At 64.0% G+C, this 23,960-nt stretch carries 22 protein-coding genes and 1 tRNA gene; 15 read left to right on the top strand and 8 right to left on the bottom strand.

Features of this window, described 5'->3' with window-relative positions; all coding sequences use genetic code 11:
• The first annotated feature begins 4 nt into the window (after positions 1 to 4).
• From ACYVF5_RS11860 to ACYVF5_RS11835, 6 genes are all read left to right on the top strand, one after another.
• Complete coding sequence (locus tag ACYVF5_RS11860; RefSeq protein ID WP_460946582.1) at positions 5 to 1,108, top strand: prephenate dehydrogenase; 1,104 nt, start codon at positions 5 to 7, stop codon at positions 1,106 to 1,108.
• On the top strand, positions 1,087 to 1,779 hold the full coding sequence (gene cmk, locus ACYVF5_RS11855; RefSeq protein WP_460946580.1) for a (d)CMP kinase: 693 nt from the start codon (positions 1,087 to 1,089) through the stop codon (positions 1,777 to 1,779). Before ACYVF5_RS11860 ends, cmk begins: the two co-directional genes overlap by 22 nt.
• Before the next feature lie 50 nt (positions 1,780 to 1,829).
• Entirely contained in the window at positions 1,830 to 3,341 is a 1,512-nt protein-coding gene (der, locus tag ACYVF5_RS11850) for a ribosome biogenesis GTPase Der (protein ID WP_460946578.1), read from the top strand.
• 141 nt (positions 3,342 to 3,482) lie between these two features.
• Complete coding sequence (locus ACYVF5_RS11845) at positions 3,483 to 3,980, top strand: NUDIX domain-containing protein (protein ID WP_460946576.1); 498 nt, start codon at positions 3,483 to 3,485, stop codon at positions 3,978 to 3,980.
• 302 nt (positions 3,981 to 4,282) lie between these two features.
• Positions 4,283 to 6,592: a glycosyltransferase family 2 protein gene (locus ACYVF5_RS11840; RefSeq protein WP_460946574.1), complete on the top strand. Its 2,310-nt coding sequence runs from the start codon at positions 4,283 to 4,285 to the stop codon at positions 6,590 to 6,592.
• Positions 6,589 to 8,175, top strand: coding sequence for a chitinase (locus ACYVF5_RS11835; protein WP_460946572.1), 1,587 nt, complete (start codon positions 6,589 to 6,591; stop codon positions 8,173 to 8,175). The genes ACYVF5_RS11840 and ACYVF5_RS11835 overlap by 4 nt, the downstream gene beginning before the upstream one ends.
• A gap of 200 nt (positions 8,176 to 8,375) precedes the next feature.
• Here ACYVF5_RS11835 and ACYVF5_RS11830 read toward each other — a convergent pair whose 3' ends face one another.
• Together ACYVF5_RS11830 and ACYVF5_RS11825 are read right to left on the bottom strand one after the other, a co-directional pair.
• Positions 8,376 to 8,837 (bottom strand): DUF3054 domain-containing protein, encoded by a 462-nt coding sequence (locus tag ACYVF5_RS11830; protein ID WP_460946570.1) that lies wholly within the window; start codon positions 8,835 to 8,837, stop codon positions 8,376 to 8,378.
• Positions 8,810 to 9,223, bottom strand: a complete 414-nt coding sequence (locus ACYVF5_RS11825; protein WP_460946568.1) for a hypothetical protein — start codon at positions 9,221 to 9,223, stop codon at positions 8,810 to 8,812. The genes ACYVF5_RS11830 and ACYVF5_RS11825 overlap by 28 nt, the downstream gene beginning before the upstream one ends.
• A 163-nt stretch (positions 9,224 to 9,386) precedes the next feature.
• Between ACYVF5_RS11825 and ACYVF5_RS11820 the strand changes: the two genes are divergently transcribed.
• Positions 9,387 to 9,460: transfer RNA gene (locus tag ACYVF5_RS11820), tRNA-Pro, on the top strand.
• 226 nt (positions 9,461 to 9,686) lie between these two features.
• On the opposite strand, the gene ACYVF5_RS11815 is transcribed toward ACYVF5_RS11820, so the two are convergent.
• The 3 genes from ACYVF5_RS11815 to ACYVF5_RS11805 all read right to left on the bottom strand — a co-directional run bounded on the left by ACYVF5_RS11815 (position 9,687) and on the right by ACYVF5_RS11805 (position 11,803).
• Positions 9,687 to 9,893, bottom strand: a complete 207-nt coding sequence (locus ACYVF5_RS11815) for a hypothetical protein (RefSeq protein WP_460946566.1) — start codon at positions 9,891 to 9,893, stop codon at positions 9,687 to 9,689.
• Between the two features lie 294 nt (positions 9,894 to 10,187).
• Positions 10,188 to 11,192: a type I glyceraldehyde-3-phosphate dehydrogenase gene (gap, locus tag ACYVF5_RS11810; RefSeq protein WP_460946564.1), complete on the bottom strand. Its 1,005-nt coding sequence runs from the start codon at positions 11,190 to 11,192 to the stop codon at positions 10,188 to 10,190.
• Positions 11,189 to 11,803 carry a TetR/AcrR family transcriptional regulator gene (locus tag ACYVF5_RS11805; RefSeq protein WP_460946562.1) on the bottom strand — a complete coding sequence of 205 codons (615 nt, stop codon included), beginning with the start codon at positions 11,801 to 11,803 and terminating at the stop codon, positions 11,189 to 11,191. Before ACYVF5_RS11805 ends, gap begins: the two co-directional genes overlap by 4 nt.
• Positions 11,804 to 12,243: 440 nt before the next feature.
• Between ACYVF5_RS11805 and ACYVF5_RS11800 the strand changes: the two genes are divergently transcribed.
• On the top strand, positions 12,244 to 12,666 hold the full coding sequence (locus ACYVF5_RS11800; RefSeq protein ID WP_460946560.1) for a hypothetical protein: 423 nt from the start codon (positions 12,244 to 12,246) through the stop codon (positions 12,664 to 12,666).
• A gap of 408 nt (positions 12,667 to 13,074) precedes the next feature.
• On the opposite strand, the gene ACYVF5_RS11795 is transcribed toward ACYVF5_RS11800, so the two are convergent.
• The gene (locus tag ACYVF5_RS11795; protein WP_460946558.1) at positions 13,075 to 14,412 is read right to left on the bottom strand and encodes an MFS transporter; all 1,338 of its coding nucleotides are present in this window, start codon (positions 14,410 to 14,412) and stop codon (positions 13,075 to 13,077) included.
• A 254-nt stretch (positions 14,413 to 14,666) separates the two neighbouring features.
• Between ACYVF5_RS11795 and ACYVF5_RS11790 the strand changes: the two genes are divergently transcribed.
• Genes ACYVF5_RS11790 through ACYVF5_RS11770 form a run of 5 tightly spaced genes read left to right on the top strand, consistent with a single transcriptional unit; the run spans position 14,667 to position 19,783 of the window.
• Positions 14,667 to 16,271, top strand: coding sequence for a thiamine pyrophosphate-binding protein (locus ACYVF5_RS11790; RefSeq protein WP_460946556.1), 1,605 nt, complete (start codon positions 14,667 to 14,669; stop codon positions 16,269 to 16,271).
• A gap of 10 nt (positions 16,272 to 16,281) precedes the next feature.
• Positions 16,282 to 17,040, top strand: a complete 759-nt coding sequence (locus tag ACYVF5_RS11785; protein WP_460946554.1) for an SDR family NAD(P)-dependent oxidoreductase — start codon at positions 16,282 to 16,284, stop codon at positions 17,038 to 17,040.
• A complete protein-coding gene (locus tag ACYVF5_RS11780; RefSeq protein WP_460946552.1) occupies positions 17,037 to 17,807 on the top strand; it encodes an SDR family NAD(P)-dependent oxidoreductase in 771 nt (256 codons plus the stop codon). The genes ACYVF5_RS11785 and ACYVF5_RS11780 overlap by 4 nt, the downstream gene beginning before the upstream one ends.
• Before the next feature lie 13 nt (positions 17,808 to 17,820).
• Complete coding sequence (locus tag ACYVF5_RS11775) at positions 17,821 to 19,320, top strand: NAD-dependent succinate-semialdehyde dehydrogenase (RefSeq protein WP_460946550.1); 1,500 nt, start codon at positions 17,821 to 17,823, stop codon at positions 19,318 to 19,320.
• Positions 19,321 to 19,366: 46 nt separating this feature from the next.
• The gene (locus ACYVF5_RS11770) at positions 19,367 to 19,783 is read left to right on the top strand and encodes a carboxymuconolactone decarboxylase family protein (protein ID WP_460946548.1); all 417 of its coding nucleotides are present in this window, start codon (positions 19,367 to 19,369) and stop codon (positions 19,781 to 19,783) included.
• A gap of 48 nt (positions 19,784 to 19,831) precedes the next feature.
• Here ACYVF5_RS11770 and ACYVF5_RS11765 read toward each other — a convergent pair whose 3' ends face one another.
• Positions 19,832 to 20,644 (bottom strand): IclR family transcriptional regulator, encoded by an 813-nt coding sequence (locus ACYVF5_RS11765; protein WP_460946546.1) that lies wholly within the window; start codon positions 20,642 to 20,644, stop codon positions 19,832 to 19,834.
• Positions 20,645 to 20,786: 142 nt separating this feature from the next.
• On the opposite strand from ACYVF5_RS11765, the gene ACYVF5_RS11760 reads away from it, so the two are divergent.
• The gene (locus ACYVF5_RS11760; protein ID WP_460946544.1) at positions 20,787 to 21,617 is read left to right on the top strand and encodes an alpha/beta fold hydrolase; all 831 of its coding nucleotides are present in this window, start codon (positions 20,787 to 20,789) and stop codon (positions 21,615 to 21,617) included.
• 53 nt (positions 21,618 to 21,670) lie between these two features.
• Positions 21,671 to 22,819, top strand: a complete 1,149-nt coding sequence (locus tag ACYVF5_RS11755) for an FAD-dependent monooxygenase (RefSeq protein WP_460946542.1) — start codon at positions 21,671 to 21,673, stop codon at positions 22,817 to 22,819.
• Positions 22,820 to 23,317: 498 nt separating this feature from the next.
• Here ACYVF5_RS11755 and ACYVF5_RS11750 read toward each other — a convergent pair whose 3' ends face one another.
• Entirely contained in the window at positions 23,318 to 23,824 is a 507-nt protein-coding gene (locus ACYVF5_RS11750) for a DnaJ family domain-containing protein (protein ID WP_460946540.1), read from the bottom strand.
• Positions 23,825 to 23,960: the final 136 nt, after the last annotated feature.

Below are 23,960 nucleotides of genomic sequence, written 5' to 3'. Positions count from 1 at the left end.
ACGAATGAACGACAGATCGACAGTGCCGGCCCATCGGCTGTCGGCGCAGGTGCGCATTGTCGGCGCCGGCCTGCTCGGTGCGAGCATCGGTCTAGCGCTGCGGGCGCAGGGCTCAGACGTCATCCTCGCCGACGCGTCACCGTCGAACCTTCGGCTCGCCGTCGACTACGGAGCGGGGCGGCCGGCTCGCGATGACGATGCCCCAGCGATCGTGGTGGTGAGTGTTCCTCCCGATGTCACGGCCGACGTCGTCCAGGCCGAACTCGCGAGGTATCCAGACGCCGTTGTGACGGATGTCGCGAGCGTCAAACTCGAGCCCTACCGCACGCTTCTCGCCCGGGGCGTCGATCTCACCCACTACATCGGGTCGCACCCGATGGCCGGCCGTGAGCGCGGCGGGACGATCTCGGCGCGTGCGGATCTGTTCGTCGGGCGGCCCTGGGTGATCTGCCGTGACCACGAGACGCCCCGGGCGGCGCTGGCCCTGATCGAAGACCTGGCGCTCGATCTGGGAGCATCGCCGATCGAGATGACGCCAGAGGAACACGACAGGTCGGTCGGCCTGGTCTCGCACGTGCCGCAGCTCGTGTCGAGCCTTCTGGCCAAGCAGCTCGTCGATGCGCCGGATGCCGCCGTCCGGCTGACCGGGCAAGGGCTGAGGGACACGACGCGGATCGCCTCGAGCTCGCCCGAGCTGTGGGTGCAGATCCTCGCGTCGAACGCCGGACCCGTCGTCGAGGTTCTCGAAGCGCTCTCGCACGACCTCGCATCCGTCATCTCGGCGCTTCAGCAGCCGGACGCCGCCGGCGCCAGGCGTGTGATCGCCGACACGATAGCCGGCGGGAATGCGGGCGTCGAGCGGCTGCCGGGCAAACACGGCCGCGCCGGCCGCTTCGCGACGATAGTGGTGATGGTCGACGACAAGCCGGGCGAGGTCGGCCGGCTGCTGACGGAGCTCGGCCACATCGATGTGAACATGGAGGACCTGCGGCTCGAGCACTCTCCTGATGCCGAGATCGGCCTCGCCGAGATTGCCGTGCTGCCCGAGGTGAAACAGCGCACGATCGAGGATCTCGAAGCGCGCGGATGGCGGATTGCGAGTGTGTGAGCGTGGCTGATGTTGTTGTGGCGATCGATGGGCCGGCGGGGAGCGGCAAGTCGAGTGTGTCGAAGGCGGCCGCGCGACGCCTGGGCTTCGGCTACCTCGACACGGGCGCCGCCTACCGGGCTCTCGCCTGGTATGTGCTCGACCGGGGCATCGACCCCGCAGACGCCGATGCCGTTGTCGCTGCGGCCGAGCGCTTCGACTATGCGATCAGCACAGAGCCGGACAGCTACCTGGTGCGGGTCGGCGACACCGACGTGACAGACGCCATCAGGGAGCCTCGCATCTCGGCGGTCGTCAGCCAGATCGCACGCGTGCCAGACGTCAGGGTCACGGTCAACGTTCTCTTCCGCACCCTCATCAACGAGTCCGAGAAGCCCGGGATCATCGTCGAGGGGCGCGACATCACCACCGTCGTCGCTCCGGACGCCCAGGCCCGGATACTGCTCACAGCGGCAGAAGAGGTTAGAATGGCCAGGCGCTCCGCAGAGCTCACCTCGCAGTCCGAAACGGATGTCGCGGCGGGTCTGCGAAAACGCGACCAGGCCGACTCTCGCGTCGTGGACTTCATGACGGCAGCGGACGGAGTTGTCACAGTCGACTCAACCGACCTGGACTTTGACCAGACCGTCGACGCCGTGCTCGACGTGATCACCACAGCGACCAGCAGTTAGCGTGTCGCCCGCCACGATGGCGCTCATTCCCACGCCTAGGAGAAACCAACATGGCTGACGACTTCGACGATGACATCCCCGAGCTCGATGAGAAGCTCGCTCTTCGCCTCGGCGACCTCGACGAGGACCTCGCCGCGCAGCGCGCCGCCGCTCTGCGGTCCGGCCTCAACGAGTACGAGCTCGATGACACCGACCTCGACATCCTCGAGGCCGTCACCGAGGATCCCGACGCGATCCAGTACCTGCCCGCGCTCCCGGTCATCGCCATCGTCGGCAGGCCGAACGTGGGCAAGTCAGCGCTCGTCAACCGGATCCTCGGCCGCCGCGAGGCCGTCGTCGAGGACACCCCAGGGGTGACGCGCGACCGCGTGGCATACAAGGGGGAGTGGAACGGGCGACGCTTCACCCTCGTCGACACCGGCGGGTGGGAGCCAGACGCACGGGGCATCGACGCGTCGGTGGCCGCGCAGGCCGAGGTGGCCATGGACCTGTCAGACGTTGTGATGTTCGTCGTCGACGCCAACGTCGGCCCGACCAGCACAGACGAACACGTGGTCAGGTTGCTCCGGCGCGTCGACAAACCGGTCTTTCTCGTTGCGAACAAGGTCGATGACCCACGGCAGGAGCCCAACGCCGCAGCGCTGTGGTCACTCGGACTCGGTGAGCCGAAGCCGGTTTCCGCGCTGCACGGTCGTGGAGTCGCCGACCTGCTCGACGAGATCCTCACGGTTCTTCCCACGGTCTCGAAGGTGGCGAAAGACGAAGTCGGCGGCCCGCGCCGCGTCGCCATCCTCGGCCGTCCGAACGTCGGCAAATCGAGTCTTCTGAACAAGGCTGCGGGTGAAGAGCGGGTTGTCGTCAACGACCTCGCCGGCACAACCCGCGACCCCGTCGACGAACAGGTGGAGCTGGGCGGCAAGGTGTGGCGATTCGTCGACACCGCCGGCATCCGTCGCCGTGTTCACCTCGCCCAGGGCGCGGACTTCTACGCGTCGCTGCGCACGAGCGCCGCTCTCGAGAAGGCCGAGGTCGCCGTCGTGATCCTCGACGTGAGCCAGCCGATCAGCGAACAGGACGTTCGCATCATCGATCTGGTTCTCGAATCGGGCCGCGCCCTTGTGCTCGCGTTCAACAAGTGGGATCTTCTCGACGACGAACGCCGGCGCTACCTCGAGCGTGAGATCGAACAGGACCTCGCCCACGTGGCCTGGGCGCCGCGCGTCAACATCTCGGCCCGCACCGGGCGACACCTCGAGAAGCTCGTGCCCGCGCTTGAGACGGCCCTTGAGTCATGGGACACCCGAATCCCGACGGGCAAGTTCAATGCGTTCCTCGCGGAGCTCACCGCAGAGCATCCACACCCCGTTCGCGGCGGCAAGCAGCCCCGTGTGCTCTTCGGCACACAGGCGTCGAGCCGTCCTCCGACATTCGTGCTGTTCACCACCGGGTTCCTCGACCCCGGCTATCGCCGCTACATCCAGCGGCGGCTGCGCGAGATCTACGGCTTCGAGGGAACACCCATCGTGCTCAACATGCGGGTGCGCGAGAAGCGCAAGCGCTGAGTCGGGCAGAGGGTCGAGCGTGCCAAGAGCTCTTGCCCGTCGACTGTCGTCGGGTGGCCGAGCCTGTCGAGGCCCGGTCTCGGCGATCTCGGCCACCGGCACTGCGGCCCGCCGGCCGAGATTTTATGAGACGCTGAGTGCATGGCCACCGTGATCCCTCCCGCCCCGGGTGAGCCTCGGCGTCCCCAGGGCCCACGTGATCCAGGCGACGCCTGGGTGTCGGGGGACCGCGGACGGTTCTGGGGCCGGTTCGGCGCCGCCGGGCTGCTCGTGTATGACCGCACCAGGGGCATCCTGTTGCAGCACCGTGCTCTGTGGAGCGACAAGGGCGGCACCTGGGGGCTCCCCGGAGGGGCACTTCACCAGGGCGAAGACGCGATCACCGGCGCCATGCGCGAGGCGCACGAAGAGGCGGCGGTGCCCGCGGAGCGGCTCAAGGTGATCTTCACCTCGGTGTTCGACGTGGGCTACTGGTCGTACACCACTGTCGTGGCAGAGACCGATGAGCCTTTCGAACCCCAGATCTCTGACCCTGAGAGCCTTGAACTGCGGTGGGTTCCGATCGCTGACATCGATGCGTTGCCGTTGCATCCGTCGTTCGAGGATGCCTGGCCGGCCCTGCGAGCACGTCTTCTCTGAGCCGCGTCGCCGTCGCATCGGTGTGGCCCGTTCTGGGGGTGGCACGACGGCGCCGACGGGGCTACTGTGGGCAAATGGTGATGTGACTGCCGTCTACCCGGACGGCGTGCCTCGCACTCGCAGCCACCATGCGTAACCCCCACCACCCGTATCACCCCTTCAGGGACACCCGCCCCTGACCACCCGGCGTTACCCGACGTCGCGGTTCTGCGATGCCGCAGATGTGCCCGGCGACACCCGTTGCCCCGGCGCGTTGTGCTGCATCGCATTTGTCATTGAACTGCCTTACCCGAGGATCCATTTTGTCTACGAAGTCCCTAGCTTCGCCTGCCCGAAAACGCCAATGGGGAGCTGAACGCAACACTCGGCCCCTCTCTACAGTCCACACGAAACCCACCGATTCGAAGATCATCTGGGGCCGCCTCGCGATCCTGATCACGATCGCCGCCTGGTGCGCCTACCTCATCTACACGATCGCCCGCCAGTTCCTGAACAATGGCGCCGAGGGCTTCCGCTTCACCACAGAAGCCATCTCATACGTTGTGGTCGTCACCTTTCTGACCTTCTCTGCGCTGATGTACCTGGTTGCCAGGCAGGGCGCGCTCCAGCGCTTTCGCGACCACGTCAGGGTGCCACGGGCAGAGCTCGACAGCCACTTCACCGAGAACCCCGGCACGATGACGGTGCTCGTTCCGTCATACAGCGAAGAGCCAGCTGTTGTGCGGGCGACGCTCTGGTCTGCGGCGCTGCAGGAGTACCCCTCGCTGCGCGTGGTGCTGTTGCTCGATGACCCGCCGCAGCCGAGCGACCCGGATGCCGCTGTCAGACTCGAGGCGTCGCGCGGCATCGCCGACGGCATCGCCGATGCACTCCGTGAGCCGAGCCGCAGATTCAGCGACGAGTTGCTGATCTGCGAGCACGAGCGCCAGATCAGCTCCGAGGTCAGCGACGAGTCGGTTCGCCGGCTTGCCGACACCTACACCTGGGCGGCGCGGTGGCTGCGTGACATGGCAGCGGCTGAGGATGTCACCGATCACGTCGACGTGTTCTTCGTCGAGCAGGTGCTCGGCGGGCTCGCCGATGACCTCGACCTCACGGCCACGGCGCTCGAGGTGGCTGCAGAAGCCCATGAGGCGCCGTCGGCGCAGCGGATGCACGAGCTGCACCGCCGCCTCGTCTGGATCTTCTCTGCCGAGGTCGACACCTTCGAACGCAAGGCATATGCATCCCTCTCGCACGAGGCCAACAAGGCGATGAACCTCAACGCCTACATCGGTCTGATGGGCGGTCGCTACCAGCGCGACGAGGGCCCGGACGGCACGATCCTGCGCCCGGTCTCTGATGCAGACGACGCGGACCTCATCGTTCCAGACGCCGACTATCTGCTCACCCTCGATGCCGACTCACTGCTGTTGAGGGACTACTGCCTGCGGCTCGTCTATTTTCTCGAGCAGCCGGACAACTCCCGCGTCGCCGTCACCCAGACACCGTACTCGTCGTTTCGCGGTGCGCCGACGCGCATCGAGCGGCTCGCCGGGGCGACCACAGACATCCAGCACATCCTGCACCAGGGGATGTCGTTCTATGGCGCGACCTTCTGGGTCGGGGCGAACGCGGTCATCCGCAAGCCGGCTCTCGATGACATCGTCGAGGTCGAGACGGTCGGCGGCTTCGAGGTGAAGCGTTACGTGCAGGACCGCACAGTGATCGAAGACACCGAGTCGAGCATCGACCTCGGCACACACGGCTGGACTCTGGTGAACTACCCCGAACGCCTGAGCTACAGCGCGACGCCGCCGGACTTCGGTTCGCTGATCGTGCAACGGCGGCGCTGGGCGAACGGCGGCCTGCTGATCCTGCCGAAGTTCTGGCGCCAGATCCGCGCTCGCAAGCGTGCGGGCGAGCCGGTGCACCCGATGGAGTTCTTCCTGCGGGTGAACTACATGACCTCGATCGCGTGGGCGAGTTTCGGTCTTGTGTTCCTGCTCGTCTATCCATACGACAGCAGGCTGCTCAGCCCGCTCGTCCTCGTCGCGGCCCTGCCGTACTTCATCGCGATGGGCAGCGACCTGCGCTACTGCGGATACCGGTTCACCGACATCTTCCGCATCTACGGGTTCAACCTGATCCTGCTCCCCGTGAACCTGGCGGGGGTCTTCAAATCGATCGAGCAGGCGCTCACGAGCAAGAAGATCCCCTTCGCCAGAACCCCGAAGGTGAAGAACCGCACCGCGGCACCGCTGCTCTACGTCGTCGCGCCGTACCTCATCGTCGCGTTCTCCGCGCTCACCCTGTGGCGCGATGTCAGCGCGCAGAACTGGGGAAACGCGGCATTCGCCGCGTTCAACGCCGCGCTCGCGATGGTGGCGATTCTCGCCAACATCGGCATCTGGAACTCGCTCACCGACACCTGGCTCGGTCTCACCAAGTGGCTCTATGTCGAGCGCGGTCCGCGTCGCACCACGGCGCAGACGGATGCTGAGACAACGACGATCCGGCCCATCGACTGGCGCGCTGTGCTTTACCACGGTCACGATGGCGAGGTCGAGATCTCGTCGGCAGGTGTCTCCAGCCGTCGCGCCCTCACACCCTCACGCGGAGAAAACGCATGACCGCCTCCGAGGTTCACATCGACCCGGCTCGTCCTCGTTCCGGCCGCAGGCTCTCGCCGTTTCGCGTCGTGGTCTCGTTGATCATCCTGGCGGCGATCGCCGCAGGGGCGTTCTTCGGCTGGCGGTTCTGGGATTCCGCACGCGCCGACGAGACCTTCGCGCCCTGGTTCGCGGGTTATGTCGACGTCACGGCAACGCCTGCCTACACGTTCGAAACCCCGGCTTCAGAGGCCGCCAGCGACGTGGTGCTGTCGTTCATCGTGGCGTCGAAAGACGAACCGTGCACTCCGACCTGGGGGGCGGCTTACACCCTTGACGAGGCATCGCACACGCTCGACCTCGATCGCCGACTCGCTCGACTTGAAGATGCGGGCGGGCAGGCCATCGTCTCGTTCGGCGGGCTGCTGAACGACGAGCTGGCGACGGTCTGCACCGACCAGGATGCCCTCGTCGACGCCTATTCCGAGGTGATCGATCGCTACAACGTGACCACAATCGACCTCGACATCGAGGGTGGCAATCTGAGTGACACCGAGGCGGGGGAGCGTCGTGCAGACGCCATCGCGCAGGTGCAAGATGAGCGACGTGCGGCAGGCGAGGATCTCGCCGTGTGGTTCACGGTGCCGGTCGCGCCCTCCGGCATGACCGAAGACGGAACGGATGCGATCGCGCAGCTGCTCGAGGCCGGGGTCGACCTGGCCGGTGTGAACGTGATGACCATGGACTATGGCTCCAGTCGTGGTGACCTGTCGATGCTCGAGGCATCGACCAAGGCGCTCGAGTCGACGCACCGACAGCTCGGCACGCTGTATGCCCGAGCCGGGATCGAGCTCTCAGACGCGACGCTCTGGTCGAAGATCGGCGCGACGCCGATGATCGGGCAGAACGATGTGGTCGACGAGGTGTTCGGCGTCGATGCCGCCGAGAAGTTCAACGCATTCGCCATCGAGCACAACCTCGGTCGTATGTCGATGTGGTCGCTCAATCGCGACGTGACCTGCGGGCCGAACTACGTGGACCTCGAGCGGGTGTCAGACGCGTGCAGCGGCGTGGACCAGGGGGACCTGTCGTTTGCAGACATCCTCGCACAGGGCTTCACAGGGCATCCTGAGCATTCGGCTTCGACCGTGACGACGTCTGAGGCCGACGAACTCGAGTCCGTTGTGGACGACCCCGAGACGAGCCCGTACCCGATCTGGTCCGAGACGGCATCGTACCTGAAGGGCACCAAGATCGTCTGGCATGGCAACGTGTATGAGGCGAAGTGGTGGACTCGCTCCGATGTGCCAGACGACCCCGTGCTCAACGAGTGGGAGACGCCGTGGACTCTGATCGGCCCTGTGCTTCCGGGTGAGAAGCCCTATGAGCAGCCGACCCTGCCGGCCGGAACCTACCCCGGCTGGGTCGGCACCAACCAGTACGACAAGGGCGATCGCGTTCTGTTCGACGAGATCCCCTATGAGGCGAAGTGGTGGAACCAGGGCGAGAGCCCCGAGGCGGCGTCGGCTGATCCCGATAGTTCGCCGTGGGTTCCGCTCACCGAAGAAGAGGTGATCGCCATCACAGACGGGCTGTCTCACTAGGGTAAGACAGCCGCACGCGGCCCACCTCAGAGTTTCCCCGAGCTCGGTGGGTCGTTCCCGGCCTTCCCTGTCGTTCCCCCGACGACAGGGAAGGCCTTCCCTGTTGGTCGAGCCTCTTGAGACCCGAGCCTGTTGAGACCCGAGCCTGTCGTGACCCCCGTTGGTCGAGCCTGTCGAGACCTACCGTCGCGCGTCGAGACCTACCGTCGCGCGTCGCGACCCCCACGCGTCCTCCGCACAATCGCCACAATGCCTCGCCACCCCACGAGAAACACGAGCAGTGTCACGCTCGCGACGATGATGAAGGGCAGTGCCGTGCCCTGCCCCGAGAGGGCGCGCAGCAGCATCCCGCCGACGAGGGTGATCACCCAGACGGGGATGCCGGTGCGAACCGGTGCCAGGGGGCGTCGCCACGCGAGCGAGGCACACCAGCCGATGCCGAGTGCGGCGAGGAACGGCCAGGTTGTGGTGAGCAGCCCGAGTCCGCCCTCGCCGAGGATGCCTTCGTGGTGTGAGGCGCGGCCGATGACCGTGAACACAACAACGAGAACGGCGTCTGCCAGCAGCGCGAGCACTGTTGCCCGGGAGCGGGTCTTCACCGCGTTTCTCTTCTCGGCATCTGCAGACATCGACGTCAGAACGGCCACTCGCGGCCTGTCCACGCGGTCGCCGTGCCGTCTGGGAGCAAAACGAACGACTCGACGGGCTGTGCCGGAGCAGCGCCCGATTCGAGCGCCGTGCGCACCTGTTCGATGACCTTGTCTGCGGCCCTGCCGTGCTTCCAGCCGTCGAGCAGGGCGGATGGCGCGTCGTCGCGTCCGCCGCAGGTGATGCTCAGCTGCGATCCGGATCCCGTGCTCGTGACGTCTGAGATGAATCGTGTTCCCCACGACAACGCCGACATCCCGGCGCTGAACAGAGAACGAAGGTGCTCATTCTGCACACCGACGAGTGTGTACGTGCCGTTCTGGATCACGCTCAGCAGAGCGTTGTGAACGGCCTCGGGGGCGGCGTTGAACGTCTCAGTGCGCTGTTTCGCAGATTTCATGGTGGTGCGCGGCTCCTCGGATCGGAATGTCGGATCAGTCTACGGGGGTGGCATCGTGCGGCGACTCTTGCGCCCCCGCGCACGCAGAGTCGCCGTGACATCGATCGATGATAAAAGCAGCTCTGCGGACGCGCTACTATAGACAAGTTGTCTTCGACGACAACGGGATGTGGCGCAGCTTGGTAGCGCACTTGACTGGGGGTCAAGGGGTCGCAGGTTCAAATCCTGTCATCCCGACAAAACGCCCTGGTGAGAGGCAACTTTCACCAGGGCTTCGTCGTTTCCGGGGGTGGTCACTGGCTGGTCCGCTCGCCCGATTTGCTCGACCCGGCAGCGGCTATCGCCAGTACGTGGACCACGAGCAGGCAGCGGCCGAACAAGCACTGCGCGCCGCCGAGCAGAAGGTCAAGATCGAGGAGAGGCAGCGAGTCGAGGCGCAGACCAAGCTCGCCCGTCGGCAGCGCTACGCGCGCACCGACTTCGAGAACAAGCGCAAGCCGACCTTTACAGCATCGATGAACTCGTCTCCGCGCTGGACACCTATCGGGGCGGACTCATCGTCAGCCACGACGACGCCTTCCTCTCCAGCCTGCACATCGACACCTGGATCACGCTCGGCGGGAACGGCCTTGCCCGCGAACGCGGCCCAGAGAACCCGAAGGAGGAGCAATGGTCACGTCTCCTTTCATCGAGGTGGGGGAGTTCAGCTACTACGACAGCGAAGGCGACCAAGCCGGCTTCGAGCATGCCAACGTCAAGTACCTCTACGGCCCACAGCGACTCGTGATCGGCCGATTCGCGACCATCGGTCCCGGAGTGACGTTCATCATGCCTGGAGGGAAACATCCGATGATCGGTCCGTCAACATACCCCTTCACGATGTTCGGCGGCACGTGGGCGAGCAGCACGCTCGACACGTTCATGCAGATCGAGCAGCTTGGCGACACCGTTGTGGGCAACGATGTCAGAGCGTGGCGCCGATGCGCTCTGAGAACTCGACGAGTCGGTTCGAGAAGCCCCACTCGTTGTCGTACCAGCCGTGGACCTTGACCTGGTGGCCGACGGCCTGAGTCAGTGGCGCGTCGAAGATCGAGGAGAAGGGGTTGCCGACGATGTCGGCCGAGACGAGCGGTGCTTCGGAGTACTGCAGGTACCGCCGGAGGCGCGGTGATGAGGCGGCCTCGCGGAACGCGGCGTTGATCTCTTCGACGGTCGCGCTGTCGCGGAGGACGACGGTGAGGTCAGTGATGGAGCCGACGGGCACGGGCACGCGCAGCGCGGCGCCGGTCAGGCGTCCGTCGAGCTCGGGGAGGACCTTGCCGATGGCGTTGGCGGCTCCTGACGATGCCGGGATGGTCGAGACCGCGGCGGCGCGGGCGCGACGCAGGTCCGCATGCGGCGCGTCGTGGAGTCTCTGATCGCTCGTGTAGGCGTGCACGGTCGTCATGAGCCCGGACTCGATGCCGTAGCGTTCGTGCAGGACCATGGCCAGGGGAGCGAGGGAGTTCGTGGTGCACGAGCCGTTCGAGAACACGTCGTGACGGTCGATGTCGAGGTCGCCGTCATTGACGCCGAGCACGATCGTGGGCACGTCGCCCGTCGCGGGTGCGGAGACGAGGACCTTCTTCGCTCCGCCGCGAAGGTGAGCCGACGCCGGGGCCTGGTCGGTGAAGCGGCCGGTTGACTCGATGACCACGTCGGCGCCGACGTCTCCCCAGCGGATCGCCGCGGGATCGGGTTCGGAGAGCACGGTGATGCGCCTGCCCTGGACGACGAGGGCATCGCCGTCGGCGGCCACGCCGTCGAGGTGCCCGGAGAGGGAGTCCCATTCGAGCAGGGATGCGAGGGTGCGTGTGTCGGTAAGGTCGTTCACCGCGACCACTTGGATGTCGGCGTCGTTCTTCAGCGCGGCGCGGAGGTAGCTGCGTCCGATCCGACCGAACCCGTTGATTCCGATTCGTACTGTCATGGCTTCCGCTTTCTCGTGTCGATGGTCTGAGGGGTGGCCGAGTCGGGCCGCGGAGCCGCCGCGCGGAGCAGGTCGATCGCCCCGGCGCGAGCGTCGTCGAACGGGCCGGGGTCCTGCTGCGCAATCGCGAGCACGTAGCCGCCCTGCAGCACCGCCATGAGCGTGTGGGCCAGCCTCTCGGCGTCCAGATCGTCGCGGAGCTCTCCCGCCGCGATCGCGGCGCGCAGCGCGTTCACCCAACTGACGTGCACCTGGGCGAACGCTCGGCCGACGGGAGCGAGCAGCGCGGGATCCTCCCGGACCTGCGGGTCCTGCGTCATTCGCCCGACCTTGCATCCCTTGAGCGCCTCGCGGGGCCGCATGAGGTAGGCCTCGATCCGGGCCAGTGGGCTCCCGTCGGGGCCGTCGAGCTCCGTCGTGGCAGGGAGGAGGTCTCGCACGTTCTGCTCGAGGGCCGCAAGTGCCAGGTCCCGCTTGGTCGGGAAGTGGTGGTACATGCTGCCCTGGCCCACCCCGGAGCGCCCCCGCACGTCCCGCGGGCTCGTATCGGCGTACCCGCGCTCCCACATCAATTCGCTCATCGTGTCGACGAGCCGCTCGCGAGAATTCACGCTCTCACCATACCTACCGATAGGTATGGTAGTCAAGGCGCGGTGCATGTCTGCAGTTCGCCCGGGAGCGCGCACCAGGTCGCACAATCGGACGTCGACACGAATGGCACAGACGACAATGCACCATATGCTCGACACGTTCACTCCTCAAGCGGCTGCCCTGCGCGCAGGTGTAGCGCTCGACAGGCTCGCTACTACGAGCGAGAGGGACTCATCTGGCCGATCGCTCGCAATGCCGGAGGCACAGGGTCTACGACGAAGATGATTTGTTCTGGATTGGCCTGGTGACGTGTCTCCGAGACGCGGGGTTAGGAATTTCGGAGTTGCGGGAGTTCACGTCGGCCAAGTCCGCCCGTTGGGCGAAGTGTGCGATCAGTGTAGTTTATTGCGAAGGGTGCATCATGTTGTGATCTACGCAACGTTATGCGTACGATGAAATTATGCAGAATCAGAGACGAGACAGAATCGACGACCTCCTCGACATCATCCTCCCGGTTCCGGGGTCGGCGCCGGATGATGCGGATGAGCCGGCCCGCGCCTCAAAGGAGGCCGTCCGGGACGAGGTTATCCGACAGCGCGAAGTCTTCGAGCGCTACCTTCGCGAGGCCGAGGGTGCCGGATCGCACGCGGATGTCCTGGTTGGGGAGATCGATCGTGCGCGTACGGAGATGCGTGAGGCGGAGGATCGTTTGCGCATGCTGATCGCCTACGGCCGCGAATTCATCACCCCGCAGCCGTATCCGCTCAAGCGGCTCGCGGAGGCGGCGGGCATGTCGATCTCGGGCACGCGGAGCGCCTACACATCGGACGAGATTCTCGCTGTGGCGGAACGCATCGGTCGCGAGCCAAGCCGCGGGGAGTGAACCACACCTGGCGTGGTGCGTTGACATCGCTCGGCTCCAGACCGGCTGTCACGATAGAGTCGATCCACAACATCCCCTAGAAATAGCGGAAGTACGGACTGCCCGGCCCGCGCGGAACGTTCGAACTTTCTCGGTTCGAGTTTAGGTGGCCCAGCAGCGAGGCCCGCCCGTTCGAATGAACAGGCCCGGCCATTTTGCTATCTCAGATAGAACAGTTTGCGATTCATCGCGACAACCGCCCTCCGAAGGATCATGGATCGTCCTCGATTTGATGTGTCTTCCTTCCGGTCCGGAACGATTGGTCACGCCTTCTATTCTGGCGTGCTGGCCCCACCTGTGTTCCAGTCCAAGAACCGAGAGCATGCCGGAGCATCCGCGACCGCAGATACTCCGGCATTGCGGGTAGCGCTAGTAGGCGGCTTTGTTCCGTGGATTGGATAGGGCTACAGGGATGGCGATGGCGGCAATGATGGCGAGGATCACGACGAGGCCGGCGATGCTGCCTGTGCTCGCCAGGATTGCCGCGGCCACGAGGGGTACGCATCCGCCGATTGCGTAGGCGAGGTTGTATGAGAGTGCAACGCCTGTGTAGCCGACATCGACGGGGAACTGGTCTGCCAGAACCGATCCGAGGGTGCCGTTTATGATGCCCACCGTGCCGAGTCCGATGCAGTACGCAAGGGTCGTGGTGACAGGGTTTTCCAAGGAAAGCAGCGGAAAGAAGAGAATTGCGGAGGGGATCTGGATCACGGCGGCGATGATCAGCAATAGCCGTCGGGTCTTGCCGTCGAGATACCGGGAGGCGATTAGCAATGCGGCGAGCATGACGAACAACCCAGCGACGGCGGAGAGCAGAAGAGCGTTCCGGTCATAGGCGAAGGTCTCGACCGCATATCCCACTGAATAGGGGGAGATCGTATAGCCGAGGGCGGCTCCGATCAGCACCCAGCTCATGCCCCGAATCAAAGCGACCGGGTGACGGCGGAGGATGGTCAACAGCGGGACCCTGGGCGGCTCATTTCTCATTGCCTCCTCAAACAGAGGGCTTTCTGTCACTCGACGACGAACGAAGAATCCAAAGATGATCAGCACGAAACTCAGAGCGAAGGCGATACGCCAGCCGAAGGTCACGAACGCCTCTGGGGCGGTCTGGGCGACAAGGAGTATGACGCCATACGCCAAAATCGTTCCTGTCGTCGTGCCGAATGCGGGAGCGGCACCATAGAGGCCGCGCTTTCCCCTTGGTGCATGTTCCACTGCCATGAGGGCGGCACCGCCCCATTCCGCACCAGCAGCCAACCCCTGCAGCATGCGTAGCAGCACAAGAATGATCGGTGCGGCCACCCCGATCACTGCGAAGGTCGGCAGGAACGCAATCGCGAGGGTGACAATGCCCATTGTCATGAAACTTGCGATCAGGACTCGCTTCCGACCTATTCGGTCGCCGAAGTGTCCGCCGATGACACCGCCGAGGGGGCGAACGATGAATCCCGCGGCGAAGGTCGCCAGAGCTCCGAGCTGTGCGGCGACCGGGTTGTCGGAGGGAAAGAACTGCGGGCCGAACACCAGCACAGACGCGAGTCCGTAGAGAGTGAAGTCGTAGAACTCGATCGTGGTACCGACCGCGCTGGAGACCACGACACGGCGGGCCTCCTTCGCGTCGACGATGTGTCCCCCGGAGGGGGGAACGGATTTCGTATCGGTCATTCTGTAGTGCCTTCCTATCAACGCTGATAGACCACCCAATCGCGGGATTGATCCGGGACGAACAAGCTGTGACCATATTGAACTAGTGGTTCAGAAAACAAACTTAGATGAAACCATGGTTATGGTCAAGAGTGCGCTAAGACGGATGGCCCTGGTGGCGAACATACGCCCGCGAACACCAAACTGGCAGCCGGTTTCATATATACTCCGAATACGGATCACCGGTTCAATGTTGAAGACGGGCTGTCGCACCGGTGCGACCTGGCTCGCGGGAAGAGGTCGAATTGCGCAGTGTGGGAGACGCCATCGCGTCGAGTCTGGTTGCTGGCGGGGTGCGCCGCTGTTATGGGGTTCCGGGGGAGTTCTATTGGCTGCTCGACGCAATCGAACGAAATCCTGATCTGGAATTTGTTTCAGTCCGCCATGAGGGCGGAGCGGCGTTCATGGCGGACGCGGAGGGCAGGCTGACAGGCAAGCCTGCAGTTGTTGTTGTCGGGAAGGGGCCGGGAGCGACCAATGCGTCGAACGGTGTCCAGACCGCATTCGATGCTTCAACCCCGATGCTCGTGATCGTGAACGAGCCCGAAATGAAGAATGCCAAATTAGATGCGTTCCAACAACTGGACTTTGACGCCTTCTTCGCGCCCTTCACCAAGGCCCGGTACTTGGGTCGGCCCGGGGACGACCTGACCGCGGTCATTGCGCAGTCGTTGCGGATCGCCCAGCAGGGGCAACCGGGCCCGGTGGTGGTCACGATTCCGTCCGACATCGACGGTGACTTCATTGGTCCGATCGCGACCTCGGCGCCCTCGCAACCACTCGCTGCGCCAGGAGCGAGAGACATCCAGCGGGCCGCCGATGTGCTTGCCCAGGCGAGCCGACCGGTGATCATCGCCGGGGGAGGTGCGCAGGGGGCGCGCGCGGAACTGATCGCTTTTGCCGAGGCCCTTTCGGTCGGCGTGTACGCCGGATTCCGGCGTCAAGATGTATTCCCCAACGACCATCCCTTATATCTCGGTCACCTTGCGATGAACACCCCAGCCGAGACGCTGGCGTCCCTGCGTGACGCCGATGTCGTGCTGGTCGTCGGATCGAAGCTCGCCCAGATGACGACTCAACGGTTCACGTTGCCGCAGCCGAGTGCTGCTCTCATCCAGATCGATATCGACCCGACACGAATCGGCCGGTTCATCCCCACCGAGGTCGGAATAGTCACTGACGCTGCTAGTGGGTTGGATGCCATCCGGGCCGCAGCGCCATCGGTTCCGGCGCGCGACTGGGCAGGGTCACACCAGGTGTTCCTTGACTCGACTCGGATCGTTCCGGATCGTTCGACGGGAAACGGGGTCGACCCGTCGCAGATCGTGTCCGCCATGAAGCAGGTGCTGCCCGAGGACACCATAATTACGAGCGAGGCCGGCGGGCACGCGACGTTCATTCACCAGCATTGGATCTTTCCGCACCCGCGGAGCCAGGCGGCGCCGCAGAACGGCACCATGGGTTACGCGGTACCCGCTGCGGTCGCCGCACAGATCGTCTACCCGGACCGTGTCGTCGTGGCCGATGTTGGTGACGGTGGCTTCTTGATGACTGGTCAGGAGATTGAGACAGCGGTGCGCATGAAGGCTCCCGTGATCGTGGTTGTGTTCAACAACAACCTCCTCTCTGCCGGTTTCGAGACCGAGTCGATGAGAGAAGGGCGCCCGTATAATCTGATCTCCGACGTCGACTTCGCCGCCTATGCCCGCGCCTTCGGTGCCCGCGGCATCACCGTCACCAAGACCGCCGAGCTATGTGACGCTTTCACCGAAGCGCGAAATTCGGACATTCCCACGATCATCGACGTCAAAACCGACCCCGACATCTTCTCCCCGCGCCTTGAACCACTGCAGATGTGACCGGCCGATCATGCAGAGATTCACCGGAAAGGTTGTCGTCGTAACCGGCGCCGCGAGCGGAATGGGTGCGAGGATCGCCGAACGCTTCGCATGCGAAGGCGCAGCGGTCCTTCTCGCCGACCGTCTGCTTGCGGAGGGTGGAGCGGCGGCGGCGGCGCTCCGAGCAAAGGGTCACAGCGCTCGATTCTTCGAACTCGATGTGACCGACGAATCCGATTGGAAGGCGCTCTCCTTCCTCGTTCTCTCTGAGTTCGGCGCTGTTGATGTGCTCGTCAATTCGGCAGGTCTGGGGACGGCCGTCGGCGGTGGCCAAGCAGGAACGGATGCGTACACGCTGCTGATGGACGTAAACGCGAAGGGAACGATGTTCGGCACTCGCTTCGCTGTCGAACTGATGCGACAGCGAGGCGGCGCGGTCGTGAACATCGGATCGATCGCTGGCGTCGTCGCCACCGGGAGTGCCGCGATCAACGTCGGCTACAACGCTTCCAAGGCTGCCGTCAGCCTCATGACCAAGGCGTTCGCCGCGCAGGAAGGGCAATACGGCACCCGAGTGAATTGCATCCTTCCCGGCGTGATGCCGCCCATGCGCGGGTCCAAACTCGGAACCGATCCCGACAAGCTTGCTGCGCTCTTGCAGCGAGTGCCCATGAACCGTATGGGCACCACCGACGACGTGGCCTCTGCCGCGCTGTTTCTCGCCTCAGACGATGCCGGCTACATAACCGGCATCGATCTGCCAATCGATGGGGGATTCCTCGCACTATGAACCCAACTCCTGACCCCACGCGAATCGCCGACCTCGCCGGCCTCCGAATCGCGGTCACCGGCGGCGCGGCCGGTATCGGTCGTGAAACAGCGCGACGCCTTGCCGAGCTCGGCGCCCGCGTCGCCGTGCTCGACCGTGACGAAGCCGGTGCCGACGTAGTCGCGGCACGAGTGGGCGGCATCGCAATTGGCGTCGACATCGCCGACGAAGATTCTGTCGCCACGGCTTTCGATGCCATCAGAAAGCAGTTCGGCGGCCTCGACGGTCTGATCAATTCCGCAGGCATTCTGGGCGAGAACGAAGTGATCGAAAACACGACCCTCGCCGGGTGGAACCGCGTCATCGCGGTGAACCTCACCGGCACCTATCTGGTCAACCGTGCAGCAGCATCACTCATGACCGACGCCAATGGCGGCGCAATCGTCAATCTCGCCTCCGGTGTGGCCCTCACTCCCTTGATTCCCGGCATCACTGCATATGCCGCGTCAAAAGGAGGCGTCATCGCCTTGTCGAAAACGCTCGCGAAGCAACTCGGACCCCGCAGGATAAGAGTCAATGTGCTCTGCCCCGGCACCGTCGACACCGACATGGCGCCGCTGCGAGACGGGCACGGCGAGCTTGACCAGGGTCTCCTCGACCGGTATGCGCTTGGGCGCGGAGCTCACCCTTCCGAAATCGCTGACGCCGCTGTCTATCTCGTGAGCCCTCAAGCATCGTTCGTCACTGGCACTGTGCTCAGCGCCGACGGCGGCCGCTCCTTCCACTGATTCGGAGGCCACCATGAATTACACATCCAGCACGATCGACCCGCTCGAAAATACACCGCTGGCGGGGTGGGAGCCTCAAGGGCTCATTGACGGCACTTGGGGTCCGGCCGACACGGGCGACGTCTTCGACGTCATCAACCCCGCAACTGGGGACCTGCTGGCTCGCGTGCCCGACATGGGACAGAGCGACATCAAGCGCGCCATCGCCGCCGCCGACACCGCCTTCGCACCGTGGGCCGCGCGGAGCCCAGTGGACCGATCGGTGATCCTCCGCCGGTGGGCCGATCTGATCCGAGCCGATGCGGAGCGATTGGCGACTCTGCTTGTGCTCGAGCAGGGGAAGCCGCGTGCGGAAGCGCGCGCGGAACTGCACTATGCGGCATCCTTCTTCGATTGGTTCGCGGAGGAGGCCCGCCGGCCGCATGGGGATACCATCCCGAGCGGGATCCCGGGAACCCGAATGTCGACCATCCGGCAACCGATCGGAGTCGGCGCTTGTATCACGCCCTGGAACTTCCCCGCCTCGATGATCACGAGGAAAGCCGCCCCCGCGCTCGCTGCCGGCTGCACGGTCATCATCAAGCCCGCCGAACAGACGCCATTGATCGCCTTGGCGCTCGGCAGACTCGCCATCGAAGCCGGCGTGCCAGCTGGAGTGGTCAACGTTGTCACCGGCGACCGCTCAGCCGCGGCCATCGTCGGCCTGGAACTGACTACAAATGAAGCGGTGAAGAAGATCAGTTTCACAGGCTCGACAGCAGTTGGCAGCCAGCTCATGGCGCAGGCTGCGCCAACGGTGAAGAACCTCGCCCTAGAGCTCGGCGGCAACGCCCCGTTGATCGTCTTCGACGACGCCGACCTGAATCTCGCCGTTGACGCGACGATGAAAGCGAAATTCCGAAACGCTGGGCAGGCCTGTATTGCGGCCAACCGCATTTTGGTTCAAGACGGGATCTCGGAAGAATTCACCCGTCTCCTGACCGAGCGCATCAGCGCGCTGGTGGTCGGCAACGGATTGGATCAGGACACGAATGTCGGACCGTTGATCAATCAGGCGGCGGTGGAGAAAGTCGACCGCCATGTCACCGACGCGATAGCCAAGGGCGCCACCCTTCTCGTCGGCGGGAACCGGCACAAGCTCGGTGGCCACTTCTACACACCGACTCTTCTGGTGGACACCCCCGGTGAAGCCGACCTCTGTTCCGAAGAGACGTTCGGACCGGTCGCCGCGTTGCGGCACTTCGGCACCGAGTCCGAAGCTCTCGAGCTCGCCAATGCGACTCCCTACGGTCTGGCTGCCTACCTCTTCACGACCGACGCGGACCGGGTGGTGCGAGTGAGCGAAGCGCTCGAGACTGGCCTGGTCGCGATCAATGTTGGTGAGTTCACTACCCCCGTGGCACCGTTCGGCGGCGTCAAACTGTCCGGCATCGGCCGGGAAGGTGGCGCCGAAGGTCTCCACGATTGGCAGGAGACCAAATACATCTGCCAGGGCGTCTCGCTGACTCCGTAGACCATAGGCCGCAATCGAACCAGAAACGAACAGAAAGGTGCTCACCATGAGCAATGACGCCCAAGACTACATCGACGACATGGCACGGACTCGCGGCTATGTCCTCGACTACCACAAGAAGATGGCCGTTGCCGACTTCCCAGTTCTGGAGGCGTCGAACCAGATGGTCTCGGCGGCTTACCTCGACCAGCGCACACTAGATCGCAAGACGAAGGAACTGATCTTCGTGGTCAGCCTCACTGTCATGCGTGCCTCCAAGGGGCACATCCAGAGCCACATCCGGGTTGCCCTCGACCTCGGCGTGAGCCCGACCGAGATACTCGAAGCAATCGAGATCGCGCTGCCTGAGGCGGGAATCGTTGCCTTCCAAGCCGGATTCGACGCTTGGCAGGAGGTCGTCGGAATTACAGGCATCGAACCCCGTGTCGTCGTGCACCAGGGCGGCGCCGGCGGGCAATCGTAGAATGATGCTCCGGCGCGACGGTGACGGCGCCCATGCGCCGGAGCGCCGTCACGCGGTCGTGATCAACTGTGCCGGCCCTCCGAGGGCCGCGCTGATGTCCAACGCTGCCTTGATCGTCCTGTCGCGCAAATGGACGAACATCTCTTCGGCGAAGCGATGCGCCGGCACCAAAATGCCGACGCTGGCAATCACCGACCCCGTGCTGTCCCGAATGGGAGCGGCAAGACCGCACACCCCCTTGCGATAAGTCTCTTCGTTGACGGCGAATCCATCTCGTCGCACCTTCTCGAGCATGGCGCTGAGCTCCTCACTAGTTGTCGGAGTGTTCGGAGTGTACGCCGGGAGGGGACGGCTCAACTGCACCTTGATCTCCGCCAGCGGCTGGAACGCGAGCAGTGCGCGACCGGTCGCTACAACCGTCGCCGGCGCGCGATTGCCGATGTCCGATCGCGCGATCACCTGCTGCGTGCTCTCCAGCTTGTCGATGTACACGACGTCACCCTCGTCATACACCGCCAGATGCACGGTCTCCCCGAGATCCGAATTCAATCGCTCCAGATACGGCCGCGCGAAACTCCGCAGATCAAAGGTCTGCGCCCATTGGCTGCCCAACTCGAAACACTTGATCCCCAGCACATAGGCGGTCGCCGCATCCTGAGCAACGTATCCACGACGCTTCAAGGTCGACAGTAACCGGTACACGGTGGCCTTCGGCTGTCCCATCGCCACCGCTACTTCTGACAACCCTAAGCCCTGTCCATCATTCGATGCCAGAAGCTCCAACAGGTCGAGCGCCCGCTCAACTTGAACCCCCTGACCACTCCCGGACTTCTCTTCACTTGACTCGGACACATGGTTCATTTCTCTAGCGTAAGTGGACGGTGATCAAAGCAACAGCAATTCAGACCTCCTGGTCGATTGTCGAAGCAAGTTTCTAGCTGGTTTCGAGTCAATTTCCGAACGGAAGTTGACAATGAACCGATAGTTCAGTTTGGATAGGAATATGAACAACCGATCCCTTGGCGACAGTGCGCCACACGCCGACCGCTTCACGCAGACCGAGCCACGCATCGGCTATGTCAGCAGGGGTGACGCAGAGGCACCCGCCGTTGTTCTCTTGCACAGCCTTGGGACGGACCGTTCTATCTGGGATCCGGTCGTTGCGCTCCTCGAACCGCGCTTCCGGGTCGTCGCCTGGGACTCGCGCGGGCACGGCGCATCCGCTCGGACCGGCGCGATCGGCCCTGCTGAGTGGGTAGCCGACTTGACTCGGATGCTGGACGAGCTCGGCATCGAAAGCGCCGCTTTGGTTGGAGTTTCCATGGGCGGCATGCAGGCGATGGCCTTTGCCGGCAGCCATCCCGAGCGCGCTTGGGCGATTGTCGTCGCGGACTCATATGCCGCACTCACCTCGGAAATCGCGGACGCGCGCATCGAATCGCAAATCGAATTGGCGAAGAGTGTCCCGATGGCCGATGTCGCCTCGGCATATCTCGTCGCCACCTTCGCCGACCCGGCATCACCGGCTGCGTCGGCGGTTGGCGACGCGATTGCGGGAATGTCTGCCGAGGACTACATCGCGGCCGTGCAGAGCTGCTTCCGAGCCGACGTCCGCAGCTACCTGGACGCGATTACCGCACCCACTCTCGTGCTCTGGGGTGACCGCGATGCCAAGACACCCCGCCCGCTGTCCGAAGCCATCGCAGAACGGATTCACGGCAGCAGGTTCGCGGTGATCCCAGACGCAGGGCACCTCTCGAACATGGACAACCCGGCGGCATTCGCCGCCGAAATCCTGGCATTCCTTGATGCCGCGAACACCTCACACGGGTGATTTCGCCGACCACTTCCATTCGCACACCGATCACCATCAAACAGGAGAACAGCATGAGCAAACTCTCAATCGCTATCATCGGCGCCGGCATGGGCGGACTTGCCACTGCGGCGGCGCTCCAGCGGCAAGGAATCGACGCCACTGTCTACGAACAAGCCCAGAAGTTCGCCAGGCTCGGCGCGGGCATTCAAGTCGGCTGCAACGCGATGCAGGTTCTCCGAGAACTCGGCCTTGAAGACAAGTTGCGTGCCGAAGCGTTCTATCCGCGATCATGGAACAACAAAGACTGGAGATCCGGCGAAGTCAAGTTCGACCAGGTCTTCGGTGAGAGCGCTGAACAGAAGTACGGCGCCCCCTACCTCCTCGCTCACCGGGGTGATCTCCACGAAGCGCTCGCGAGTATCGTCCCGTACGAACACATCCGGCTCTCACACAAACTCGTCGGCATCGATGACGACGGCGACGGAGTCAAGCTGACGTTCGCCGACGGCAGCACTGCAAGCCACGACGCGGTCGTCGCAGCCGACGGCGTGCACTCGAGCGTCAAAACCATGATGTTCGGTGAGTCCGAAGCAAACTTCACTGGTCGGATCGCCTACCGCACCACTTTCTCGGCAGACCTCCTCGGGGGCTACGAGATCGACGAGTGCACCAAATGGTGGGGCGAAGACCGTCACATCGTGATCTACTTCGTCAAGCCCGATCGCAGCGAGGTGTACTTCGTCACCAGCCAGCCTGAACCGGATTTCACCGTCGAATCCTGGTCCGCTAAGGGAGATGTCGGAACACTGCGCGCCGCTTTCGAGGGCTTCCACCCGCAAGTGCAGCATGTCTTGGCATCGTGCCCCGAGGTGCACAAATGGGCGCTCGTCGATCGCGACCCTCTTGAACGCTGGTCCGAAGGCAACATCACCCTCCTGGGCGACTCCTGCCACCCGATGACCCCTTACATGGCCCAGGGCGCCGCGATGGCTCTTGAGGATGCCGCCGTGCTCTCCCGGCTGCTTGCGGATGTCGACGACCGCGCCGGTGTTCCCGAGGCATTTCAGCGCTTCGAAGCGACCCGCAAAGAGCGCACCTCCCGCGTGCAGCTCACCTCGCGAGCAAACACGTGGCTGCGCGAGCGCACCGACGTCGACTGGGTCTACAGCTACAACGCGTGGACCACCCCACTTGCTGACCCGGTGCCGGTCGCAAGCTGACCTCGGCACCGCTGGGGCTGCGGCCGGGACCTCGCCGGCTCCAGCGGTGCTTGTTGATTGACAACGAGACCTGCGCAGCGACTGATGGTGACGGTGAGACACGGAGCCTTAGCTCCTTGCGCGGGAGGGTGTACCTACCTACGAGGACCCTGGAAGCTGAACTGTTGAGGTAGGCAGCGCCGGGACCATATCGGGACCAGATCCACGCAATGCATGCAAGCCATGACATGAAATGACACCGTTTGAGGAGCAGAAATGCCCGGAAATCACAGATCAGACCTGAACGGGATACCTGGGGGTCAAGGGGTCGCAGGTTAAAATCCTGTCATTCCGGTCTAAAAGCCCAGGTGAAACTGTGTCTCTCGCCTGGGCTTCGTTGTTCTTCCGGAGGGTTTATCTAAGGCTCCAGTCACTGCTTCGTGCCCTCGTCGGGCCAACGTCCTGCTTGGTGGGTGGGCATCACGACGATGCCGGTGCTCCAGCGGTTCGGAATCTTGACTACGTCTCAGGGTCGTGGCGCGTGGATCGACGGGTTCGCTTGCGGAAGAGTCGTCGGCGATTGCGGTCATTCATCTTCGCTTCTTTGCGCGCCTGAGCTTCTTCCTCGGCTTTCTTGCGAGCTTCCTCGGCTCGGGCCGTTCTGCGTTCGGCCCACGCGGCCACTGTGTCTTCGATGTCGCGCGGCATGGTGATCAGAGGCGGACCGGCTGGTAGTTGGTAACGGGCAAGGATCACCCGCTTGTTGAACTGCTCGATCTCACGCCGGACGGCCGTCTCGTTCGACAACTGGTCGAGCTGCTCGTCCAGCGCGGCGTCGTCCTTGCGCAGTTGGATGGAGGGCGGCAGCATCATGATCCGCTCCCGCTTCATGAGGCTCTTGATCCACCAATCGGAGTCGTGGTGGTCAGGCAGGTCGAGCGGTTTGCCGCTGCCAGGCAGGTTGTCGAACTCGCCGCGCTCGATTGCTTTGCGTATCTGCATGTCGGCGATCAGTGCGATAGCCACCTCGGTGTCGAATGCGAAGGCGGCGGGGTTGTAGAACGTGAGGGGCGGCCTCGACTCTGCTTCTGTCATCGGCTCTCCCTTCCACCGGTTCTCCGGTCACCTGTATTATGTCATGTGTATTGGAAACGAGGAGGCT

The sequence above is a fragment of the Okibacterium endophyticum genome (assembly GCF_054780075.1).
Note: the sequence above shows the minus strand (reverse complement) of the source record. Positions and strands in the feature narration are given on the sequence as shown.

Coding starts and splice junctions, on each gene's coding strand:
- ACYVF5_RS11860 (WP_460946582.1), top strand. CDS start 5: ATGAACGACAGATCGACAGTGCCGGCCCATCGGCTGTCGGCGCAGGTG.
- cmk (WP_460946580.1), top strand. CDS start 1,087: ATGGCGGATTGCGAGTGTGTGAGCGTGGCTGATGTTGTTGTGGCGATC.
- der (WP_460946578.1), top strand. CDS start 1,830: ATGGCTGACGACTTCGACGATGACATCCCCGAGCTCGATGAGAAGCTC.
- ACYVF5_RS11845 (WP_460946576.1), top strand. CDS start 3,483: ATGGCCACCGTGATCCCTCCCGCCCCGGGTGAGCCTCGGCGTCCCCAG.
- ACYVF5_RS11835 (WP_460946572.1), top strand. CDS start 6,589: ATGACCGCCTCCGAGGTTCACATCGACCCGGCTCGTCCTCGTTCCGGC.
- ACYVF5_RS11825 (WP_460946568.1), bottom strand. CDS start 9,223: ATGAAATCTGCGAAACAGCGCACTGAGACGTTCAACGCCGCCCCCGAG.
- gap (WP_460946564.1), bottom strand. CDS start 11,192: ATGACAGTACGAATCGGAATCAACGGGTTCGGTCGGATCGGACGCAGC.
- ACYVF5_RS11800 (WP_460946560.1), top strand. CDS start 12,244: ATGCAGAATCAGAGACGAGACAGAATCGACGACCTCCTCGACATCATC.
- ACYVF5_RS11785 (WP_460946554.1), top strand. CDS start 16,282: ATGCAGAGATTCACCGGAAAGGTTGTCGTCGTAACCGGCGCCGCGAGC.
- ACYVF5_RS11780 (WP_460946552.1), top strand. CDS start 17,037: ATGAACCCAACTCCTGACCCCACGCGAATCGCCGACCTCGCCGGCCTC.
- ACYVF5_RS11775 (WP_460946550.1), top strand. CDS start 17,821: ATGAATTACACATCCAGCACGATCGACCCGCTCGAAAATACACCGCTG.
- ACYVF5_RS11770 (WP_460946548.1), top strand. CDS start 19,367: ATGAGCAATGACGCCCAAGACTACATCGACGACATGGCACGGACTCGC.
- ACYVF5_RS11765 (WP_460946546.1), bottom strand. CDS start 20,644: ATGAACCATGTGTCCGAGTCAAGTGAAGAGAAGTCCGGGAGTGGTCAG.
- ACYVF5_RS11760 (WP_460946544.1), top strand. CDS start 20,787: ATGAACAACCGATCCCTTGGCGACAGTGCGCCACACGCCGACCGCTTC.
- ACYVF5_RS11755 (WP_460946542.1), top strand. CDS start 21,671: ATGAGCAAACTCTCAATCGCTATCATCGGCGCCGGCATGGGCGGACTT.